The organism is Clostridium sp., from assembly GCF_040797585.1.
Lineage (GTDB): Bacteria > Bacillota > Clostridia > Clostridiales > Clostridiaceae > Clostridium_Z.
Genome location: NZ_JBFNEO010000104.1, coordinates 1 through 9500, shown reverse-complemented (window position 1 = coordinate 9500; position 9500 = coordinate 1). Strand labels below are relative to the sequence as shown.

The window sequence follows — 9500 nt, the reverse complement described above, 5'->3', positions numbered from 1 at the left end:
CTTTAATAGAGTCTAAAGAGGAAAAATATAAAGTGAATTTTAATAAGAACTATGATATAGTAATTAAGGATAAAAAAATATATGTATATAAGAAAAATAACTTACATTATGAATCAGCTTTAAACCAAGGAGTAATTTTTAAAATACTCCCTAATAATATAGTTAAGATAGGGGGATAAACATGACTTTAGAGGAATTTGAGAAATCTTTAAAAGAGGGAAAGATTTATAATTCCTATATATTCTATGGAATAGATGAAAAACAAATAAAGGATGCTATAAATCTTCTAGTAGAAGAAGTTATAGATAAAAATTTTAAAGATTTAAATTATATGAGAATGGATGGATTGAATTTAGATATAGATAGTTTTATAAATGTTTGTGAGACATTGCCTTTTATAAGTGAGAAAAAGGTAGTAGAGATTTTTAGGGCAGAAGACTTAAGAGTAAAGTCATCAGAAAAGCCTTCTAAGGCTTTTAAAGACATTATTTCTTACATGAAAGATATGCCAAGCTATAGTATAGGGGTAGCCTATTATATATTCCAAGATAAGAGAGAAAAGAATAGAGAACTTGATAAGCTTAAAGGCAATATATGTGCTGTAAAGGTTGATGAACTTAAGGGAGATAGACTATATAAAAAAATTCAAAAGATTTTCTATAAAAAAGGTAAGGATATAGGTAAGATTGAACTTAGGTATTTTGCAGAGAAGGTAGATAATGATTTAAATATAATAGAGATGGAAGTAGATAAACTTATAAGTTATACAGAAGGTAGGGAAATAAAAAAAGCTGATATAGATGCTGTTTTTCCTATAAGTAATAATGATGATGATATTTTTGATTTAGTAGACGCCATAAGTAGTGGAAGAACTCAAAAGGCTCTTATGATTTGTAATGATATTATATTTAAGGGAGCTAAGGAAACAGCTATATTATCTATGATAGAAAGACAATTTGATCTTTTATTAAAGGGAAAGGCAAAAGCTCAAAATAGGGAAACTCCCGATGAGTTTTCAAAGGCTTTCGGACTTCATCCATATGTAGCTAAAAATTTAATGGAACAAAGTAAAAGGTTTAGTGAAAAACAGCTTAAACAGTGTTTAACTATTTGCTTAACAGCAGAAGAGCATATGAAGTTTTCCACTGGAGATAATAAAATGGAACTGGAAATGTCCATAATAAACTGTGCTAGAGCTAAGAAGTAAATATAGAAAGAATCTTCCTTCAGGTGATGCTCTTTCCACCATCTGAAGGTTAGATGATTTAATCTAGGGGTGTAGGAGATGTTATCCCCAACTTTTTAAGAAGATATGGTTGTTACAGCTTCTAGCCATGAGATAATTTCTAAAATGCTTTTAGAGAATTTTATTAACCATTTTAAATAGGTGAGAATATAATAAAGTTCTCTATTATAAAAATAAAAAACCGGTAATTATACCGGTTTATTTATTATGCGCTTAATGCATTTAACTTCGCTGCTAATCTAGATTTCTTTCTAGAAGCCATGTTCTTATGAATTATTCCTTTTGTTGAAGCCATATCTAAAGCTTTAACTACGTTATTGAAGTTAGCCTTAGCCTCATCTACATTCTTTGTAGCTACTGCAGCTTCAAACTTCTTTATAGTAGTTTTAAGAGCTGATTTTACCATCTTATTTCTAAGAGTTTTAGCAGCTGTTACCTTTATTCTCTTCTGAGCTGACTTTATATTTGCCATGTTTTTTCACCCCCTTCATCTTATATAGGGCCTCTGCAGTATTGGGGAAATCTGCGTACGAGTCTATCTTTTAACAAAGGTTATTATAGCATTAAAAAAATAATACTTCAAGAGAAACTTTAAATATTGGATAAATAAAATTCCAGTTATATAAAATGAAAAAATTACAAAAGATATATAAAGACTTACTTTAAAGGAGGATTTTATATGTTTAGTATAAGAACAGATTTAGCTTTGGAAACAAGAGAGATGTATGTGAAAAGTAATAATAAGGAATCTGACGGGGTAGAAGTTATTGAAAGGGAAGAAAATGATATAAAGATTTCTACAGTTAAAATAATAAATGAAACTGGAGAAAAGAATATGGGTAAACCTAAGGGAACCTATGTCACTATGGAAATGCCAAAGCTTACTTTATATGATGGAGATCTTATGGACAATGTAAGTGATTCTTTAGGAAAAGTACTTTTAGATATGATAAAAGTGGATAAGAATAAAACTACTTTAGTGGTGGGACTTGGTAATTGGAATGTGACCCCAGATGCCTTAGGACCTAAAGTTATATCAAAGCTTATGGTAACAAGACATATTAAAGAATTAATGCCAGAGGCTATAGATGAAGAAGTAACCCCAGTTTGTGCTATATCTCCAGGGGTATTAGGGCTTACAGGTATTGAAACGGGAGAGGTTATAAAGTCTTTAGCTGAGAAAATAAAACCAGATTATATAGTTTGTATAGACGCTTTAGCATCTAGAAGACTTGAAAGGGTTAATAGAACTATACAAATAGGAGATACAGGAATAGCTCCAGGAGCTGGAGTGGGTAATAGAAGAATGGAGATAAATGAGAAAACTGTAGGAGTGCCTGTTATAGCTATAGGAGTTCCTACGGTGGTATATGCAGCAACCATTGCTAGCGATACCATAGATTTAGTTGTAGATTCTATGAAGGCACAGGCATCAGAAAGCAGCAAGGTATATGATATGCTAAGATCCATAGATAAAGGAGATAGAAATAGATTAATACATGAAATATTAAATCCCTATGTAGGAGATTTAGTGGTTACACCAAAGGAAGTGGATGCAGTTATAGACTCTGTATCCAAGATAATCTCTACAGGTATTAATATAGCTCTTCAGCCAGCCCTAAATGTGGAGGAAATAAATAAGTTTTTAAATTAACTTCTTATAGTAGCTAAGCTATTATAGTATTAGAGATAGATAATTTTGGTAAAATGTATTTGACTAGAGTACATAAAAGCTATTAAAAGAGACTTAATTAAATATATAGGTAAAGATGAAACTGAGGATGATATTCTACTTAAAATATCATCCTTAGTTTTTTTATATAAAATAAGAGAATATATAAACAATTTATTTTAAAAGATATATTTTAAATAATAACTTAAGTTAGAAACCTACCCAAGTAATATTCTTATTCTTCAATTAATATAATACCTTTATAGGGGGGATATAGGGTGCATTACAATGAAAGAAAAGAAAATAGTAATATTAAGGGGAAGCTCTTAATTTTTATATTTTTTACTATAGTTATATTTATAGCTTCATTTAATTTTTTAAAGAGTAATATATTAACTGGGATACAAGGAAATATATTTTATAATGAAATGCTAAAATATTCAATCCCTTTAATAGGAGCTAATGAGGATGATGGATTTACAGGACATAACTACGAAATAAAAAAATCTATAATGAATTTATTAGGAATAAACATATATAATCCTTTATCTATACTAGAAAAGGAGCTACCATTAGTAGCTTTAAATAATGGTAGTGTAGGGGATACTGTTTCCTTAAATCCTTTTAAACTTTCAGATAGCAGTGTATCTCAAGGAGAAGACAAGGGAACCTTAGAAAATAATCAAGGAGACAAAAATACAGAAGCTTCTTCTGAGAATAAAGATTTAAAAAAGTCCCTTGATAAAAGTAAACCAGAGGTATTGATATATCATACTCATAATAACGAGGAATTTGCACCAGGAGGGGCAGCTAATAGTATAGCAACGGCGGGAGCTGAACTTGCTAGAGTTTTAGAAGAGATTTATGGCATATCAGTTATACATGATAAAACTATTCACATTAAGAATTATAGTACATCTTATAAAAGCTCTGCCAAAACCTTAGATAATTATTTAAATCAATATAAGGATTTTAAGCTTATAATAGATCTTCATAGGGATGGAGGACCAAGTAAATCCACTATAACAACTAATATAAATGGAGAAAACGTGGCTAAGATTATGTTTGTTATATCTAAGGATAGAAAGAATATTAATGAGAATATGAAGCTTGTAAATGAAATGATTGAAACTAGCAATAGGCTATATCCAGGATTTTCTAGGGGAATACGTCCATATGATAGAGGGAAGAATAATTTTAATCAAGATAAAAGCTCGAAAGCTGTACTTATAGAACTTGGGTCAGAGGTATCTACTATAGATGAAGCAAAGGCATCAGCTAAATATATAGGGAGAATAATAGCAGAGACAATTAATAAGAAGTAAATATTAATTGATGCGGTATTTAAAGGCATATTATGAAACTACCTAAGTAATATTTTTATCCTCTAATTAATATAATACATTTATAGGGGGGATAGAATGTGCATTACAGTGAAAGAAGAGAAAGTAATAATCTTAAGGGGAAATTTTTGATTTTTATTTTGAGTACCATGGTTATTTTTATAATGACATTTAATTTTTTAAAGAGTAATATATTAACTGGTATACAAGGAAACATATTTTATAGTGAAATGCTAAAATACTCAATTCCTTTAATAGGATCTCATGAAGATGAAGGTAATACAGAGCATCATTATGGAATTAAAAACTCCATAATGAATTTATTAGGAATAAACATATATAACCCATTATCCATTCTAGAAAAGGAGCTACCATTAATTTCAGTAAATAATAAGAGTTCAGATAATATTGTTTCTTTAAATCCTTTTAAACTTCCGGAAAGTAGTGTGCTTCAAGGAGAGGATAGTGGAAACACAGAAAATAATCAAGGAGACAAAAATACAGAAGCTCTAGCTGAAAATAAAAATCTAAAAAAAACTCTTAATAAAAGTAAACCAGAGGTATTAATATATCACACTCATAATAACGAGGAGTTTTTACCAGGAGGAGCTGTAAGTAGTATAGCAACAGTTGGGGATGAATTAACTAGAATTTTAGAAGAAACTTATGGTATATCAGTTATCCATGATAAAACCATTCATATTAAAAATTATAGTACCTCTTATAAAAGTTCTTCTAAAACTGTAGATAATTATTTAAATCAATATAAGGATTTTAAACTTATAATAGATTTACATAGGGATTCAGGACCTAAGAAGAACTCTATAACTACTAATATAAATGGAGAAGATGTAGCTAAGATTATGTTTGTTATATCTAAGGATAGAAAGAATCTTAACGAGAATATGAAACTTGTAAATAAGATGACTGAAATTGGTAATAAATTATATCCAGGACTTTTAAGACAAACATATACCTATAATAGGGGACAAAATAATTTTAATCAAGATAAGAGTTCAAAAGCAATACTTATAGAACTTGGCTCAGATGCATCCACTATAGATGAAGCAAAGGCATCAACTAAATATATAGCAAGAATAATAGCAGAAACAATTAATAAGTAATACTTAAGTCATATAATAATTAAAATAAAATTTATATAGTAGGTTATAGAATAAATCTAAAGTAAGCCAAAGATTTAAAGGCTAACTTTAGGTTTATTTTTTTATAAATTGGATAGTATTATAAAAAAATGCTAATGTAGGTGATGGATTATGAGATTTTCAGATAGGTTTAAATATAAAATACTTTTTATAATATGTATATCAATATTTATCTATGGTTTCTTAAGCATAAATATTAAATGTACAGAGAGATTTAGTTTAGGAGAAAATGAGAATAATGAAATACTTTTAGGTGATAATAAAACCATAATTAAAATTAGAGAAGATAAGGCTCCTATAAAGATTAGTAATAATAGTGAAAATGGATTTAAAATATCCTTTGAAAATTATGATATAGTTTTTTCAAAAACTGTATTTGGTGATTTTAAGGATTATATAGGTGAAAAGATTAATAATATTACAGACTAATCTTTAATTGAAGCAAAGGTATTAGTAGGAGATAAATAATTTATATTATGATTGCTTTATAGGATTATCTTACAAGACTCATAGATTAAAGTTCTAAACAAAAACGTGGTGTGTAGTTGCATAATTAAAATTGAAGTTAAATCATTTAATATTCTATAAAACTTAGAATAGGTAAGGAATTAGGATTAAATGATAAATAAACTAAAAAAAAATAATAATATACAAGGATTAAGCCTTAATATTGACATTTACACAGGACCATGTGGTATAATTTATTGTGATTCATTATGACATGGGGGTGAATTCTGTTCAAAGGAACAGGTTATATATGATAAATGATAGACAAAAGCGTATAAGAAACTTCTCAATAGTAGCACATATTGACCATGGTAAGTCTACCCTTGCTGATAGATTAATAGAGAAGACTGGAACTTTAACTAAAAGAGAGATGGATGCTCAAGTTCTTGATAATATGGATCTTGAACGTGAAAGAGGAATAACAATAAAGGCTCAAGCAGTAAGATTAATATATAATAGACCATCTGATGGAAAAGAGTACATATTAAATCTTATAGATACCCCAGGACACGTAGATTTTAACTATGAGGTGTCTAGAAGTCTTGCAGCCTGTGAAGGAGCTGTACTTGTGGTGGATGCGACCCAAGGAATACAAGCTCAAACCTTAGCAAACTGTTATTTAGCCCTAGATAACGATCTAGAGATAGTACCAGTTATAAATAAGATAGATTTACCTTCTGCAAGACCTGATGAAATAAAGCAAGAAATAGAAGATGTTATAGGAATAGAAGCACAAGATGCTCCTTTAGTTTCTGCAAAATCAGGTCTTAATATAGAAGATGTATTAGAAGCTGTAGTTGAAAAGGTACCGTATCCAGATGGAGATCCTGAGGCGCCTTTGAAGGCATTAATCTTTGACTCTTATTATGATAGTTATAAGGGTGTTGTAAGTTATATAAGAGTTATGGAAGGTACAGTAAAGCCAGGAACTAAGATAAAGCTTATGGCAACTAATAAGGTTTATGATGTGAATGAAGTTGGAGTTTTTACACCAGGCTTTATGCCAGTAGAATCCTTAGGACCAGGAGAGGTTGGATATCTGACTGCTTCAATAAAAAATGTAGCTGATGCTAGAGTTGGAGATACTATAACAGAAGCACAAAGAAGCACAGACAAGGCATTATCAGGATATAGACCAGCTATACCTATGGTTTATAGTGGTATATACCCTGTAGATGGAGCAAAGTATGAAGAACTTAAGGAAGCTCTTGAAAAACTTCAAATAAATGATGCTGCGCTTCAATTTGAACCAGAAACTTCTTTAGCCTTAGGATTTGGATTTAGATGTGGATTCCTTGGCCTTTTACATATGGAGATAATCCAAGAGAGGATTGAAAGAGAATTTAATCTAGACATTATAACAACTGCTCCTTCCGTTATTTACAAGGTAACAAAAACTGATGGAGAAACTATAGAGATTACAAATCCAACTAACCTTCCTCCAATGACTGAGATTGAATATATGGAGGAGCCAATGGTTAAGGCATCTATAATAAGCCCTACAGATTATGTAGGAGCTATAATGGACCTTTGTCAAACAAAGAGAGGTACCTTTATAGATATGCAGTATATAGAAACTACAAGAGTAGTTATAAACTATGATATACCACTAAATGAAATAGTTTATGATTTCTTTGATGCATTAAAGTCCAGAACTAAGGGATATGCATCTTTAGATTATGAATTAAAAGGATATACTCAAACTAAGCTTGTGAAGCTAGATATTCTTCTAAATGGAGAGGTAGTAGATGCTTTATCTATGATAGTTCCAGAAGAAAGAGCATATCATAGAGGTCGTGGTATAGCTGAAAAGCTTAAGGAAATTATACCGAGACAGTTATTTGAAATTCCAATTCAAGCTGCTGTTGGAGCTAAAATAATAGCTAGAGAAACAGTTAAAGCTATGAGAAAAGACGTTTTAGCTAAGTGTTATGGTGGAGATATATCAAGAAAGAAAAAGCTACTAGAAAAGCAAAAAGAGGGTAAGAAGAGAATGAGACAGGTAGGTTCTGTAGAGGTACCTCAAGAAGCATTTATGTCTGTTCTTAAAGTAGACTAATAGCAGTTTAATAGGAGGAGAATATGAAAGAGGTTTCATTATATATTCACATACCATTTTGTAAACAAAAATGCTGGTACTGTGATTTTCCCTCCTTTGCTGGAAAAGAAGATTTAATGAATGAATATTTAAAAGCTCTTAGAAAAGAAGTTAATAATAGAGTCAAGGATGTTAAAATCAAGACTATATTTGTAGGTGGGGGGACTCCCACCTATTTGCATTTAGAAGGAATACTAGAGCTTGGAGATATTATAAAGAATCTTAATACAGCAGAGGATTTAGAGTTTACAGTGGAGGCAAATCCAGGAACTTTAACTGAGGATAAGCTTAAGGCTTTAAAGGATATAGGAGTTAATAGGATATCTGTAGGGCTTCAAGCAGTTCAGAATAACCACTTGAAAGATATAGGGAGAATTCATACATTTAATGAGTTTAAAGAGAATTTTTATAGAGCAAGAAATGCTGGATTCAATAATATTAATGTTGATTTGATGTTTGGACTTCCAAATCAAACCATAGAAGAGTGGGAACAAAGCCTAAAAGAAATAAGTTCATTAGAACCAGAACATATATCAGCATATAGTCTTATAATAGAAGAGGGTACGCCTTTTAAAAGATATTATGAAAAAGGAATACTTAGACTTCCAACTGAAGAAGAAGAAAGAACAATGTATAATATGACCTTAGATATTCTAGGTAAGAAGGGATATACTCAGTATGAGATATCAAACTTTTCTAAGAAAAATAGAGAATGTAGACATAATATAGTTTATTGGGATCTTACAGAATATATTGGAGTTGGTTCATCTAGTAGTTCTTATATAGATAGTAAGAGATATAGAAATCAATGTACTATAGAAAAATATATAGAAGAAGTAAATGAAAAAGGGTATTCCTTTGAGGAAATAAATGAAAATTCCCTTGAGGATAATATGGAAGAGTTCATGTTTATGGGACTTAGAAAAGTAGACGGAATATCCATAGAGGACTTTTATAAAAGATTTAATATAAGTATTTATGAAATTTATGGGAAACTAATAAAGAAATATATAGAACAAAAGCTTTTAATAGAGGATAATGGAAGACTTTATCTAAGCCATAAGGGGATAGAAGTATCTAACTCCATTATGAGTGACTTTATATTATCTTAAACTGTTAAGCTAGTTAAATCTTAAAACTGGTAAAATATATAGTCAGAATTTTAAGTTATAGAAGTTTAAACTATAAAAGCTAAAGAATTTAATAAAATAATTTATTATGCTAGTTAAATTATCTTAACTAAGTTTTAAGACATCAAGGAACAAGGTGTAGTTATATACATTTAGTATAATAAACATAAAGTTAAAGAATAATAATTTATATAAAAATTTAACATAGATTTGTTTAAAAGTAAGATATATAAGGGTGGATATCTACCCTTATATACAATTAAATTAAAGTAAAAATTTTTTTAATATTACAAATTACATTTATAAAGATTTGTATATATACTAAGCAAATAGCCTTAATA

General features: G+C 29.6%; 8 protein-coding genes. 7 read left to right on the top strand and 1 reads right to left on the bottom strand.

What is annotated here, in order from left to right:
• Positions 1-181 precede the first annotated feature (181 nt).
• On the top strand, positions 182-1207 hold the full coding sequence (gene holA, locus AB2369_RS08095) for a DNA polymerase III subunit delta (protein WP_367665976.1): 1026 nt from the start codon (positions 182-184) through the stop codon (positions 1205-1207).
• Between the two features lie 244 nt (positions 1208-1451).
• Here holA and rpsT read toward each other — a convergent pair whose 3' ends face one another.
• Positions 1452-1718, bottom strand: a complete 267-nt coding sequence (gene rpsT, locus AB2369_RS08090) for a 30S ribosomal protein S20 (protein WP_367665975.1) — start codon at positions 1716-1718, stop codon at positions 1452-1454.
• Between the two features lie 207 nt (positions 1719-1925).
• Here rpsT and gpr point away from each other — a divergent pair, with 207 nt between their 5' ends.
• From gpr to hemW, 6 genes are all read left to right on the top strand, one after another.
• Complete coding sequence (gene gpr, locus AB2369_RS08085) at positions 1926-2900, top strand: GPR endopeptidase (RefSeq protein WP_367665974.1); 975 nt, start codon at positions 1926-1928, stop codon at positions 2898-2900.
• A 296-nt stretch (positions 2901-3196) separates the two neighbouring features.
• On the top strand, positions 3197-4243 hold the full coding sequence (locus AB2369_RS08080; RefSeq protein ID WP_367665973.1) for a stage II sporulation protein P: 1047 nt from the start codon (positions 3197-3199) through the stop codon (positions 4241-4243).
• Between the two features lie 98 nt (positions 4244-4341).
• The gene (locus AB2369_RS08075) at positions 4342-5385 is read left to right on the top strand and encodes a stage II sporulation protein P (RefSeq protein ID WP_367665972.1); all 1044 of its coding nucleotides are present in this window, start codon (positions 4342-4344) and stop codon (positions 5383-5385) included.
• A 150-nt stretch (positions 5386-5535) separates the two neighbouring features.
• On the top strand, positions 5536-5853 hold the full coding sequence (locus AB2369_RS08070) for a hypothetical protein (protein WP_367665971.1): 318 nt from the start codon (positions 5536-5538) through the stop codon (positions 5851-5853).
• Positions 5854-6181: 328 nt separating this feature from the next.
• Positions 6182-7990: a translation elongation factor 4 gene (gene lepA, locus AB2369_RS08065; RefSeq protein WP_367665970.1), complete on the top strand. Its 1809-nt coding sequence runs from the start codon at positions 6182-6184 to the stop codon at positions 7988-7990.
• A gap of 23 nt (positions 7991-8013) precedes the next feature.
• Positions 8014-9141 carry a radical SAM family heme chaperone HemW gene (gene hemW, locus AB2369_RS08060; RefSeq protein WP_367665969.1) on the top strand — a complete coding sequence of 376 codons (1128 nt, stop codon included), beginning with the start codon at positions 8014-8016 and terminating at the stop codon, positions 9139-9141.
• Positions 9142-9500: the final 359 nt, after the last annotated feature.